The 430-nt window shown below is 51.6% G+C and carries 1 pseudogene; it reads right to left on the bottom strand.

Annotated elements, in window-relative coordinates:
* A pseudogene (locus DVG79_RS16000) lies at positions 1-430 on the bottom strand (copper amine oxidase); the annotation flags it as partial.

The raw sequence follows: 430 nt of genomic DNA, 5'->3' as shown, positions 1-430 counted from the left end.
TGTTGCTGCGCCAAGGAATGCACCGAAGTCATTTGAGAACATTTTGAGCATGTCTTGTGCGTCGCCCATCATTTTCTTGTCGTCGTTGATGGCTGCTGTGACAAGGTTAGCTTGCGCTTCGATGTGGTTTTTTGTCCAGACTTGCTCGAACTGATCCGCACCCGCTTGACCGTAGACGGATTTCATTGCCGCTTTGAAGTCAGCTGTGTGCATGTCTTCTGCCCAGTTCGCTGCATCGTAGTCTTTCGCTTGATCGACGCCCGCCGTCATGCTGATGTTGGCAAGTGCAACGTGCTCAGCTGCGAGGCTGTTGAGTGTTGAGCGGAGGTCAGCTGCTTTTGTGTCCGCTTTCGTGTTGTCGAACTTCTCAGGCATTTGTGTTGTGATCGCGACTGAGAGTGCTTTCGAGATATCATACATGCGGCTGTAG

The sequence above is a fragment of the Exiguobacterium sp. RIT594 genome (genome assembly GCF_003339585.1).
Taxonomy (GTDB): domain Bacteria; phylum Bacillota; class Bacilli; order Exiguobacteriales; family Exiguobacteriaceae; genus Exiguobacterium_A.
The sequence above is the reverse complement of the archived record's forward strand: the minus strand, read 5'-3'. Positions and strand labels throughout refer to the sequence as shown.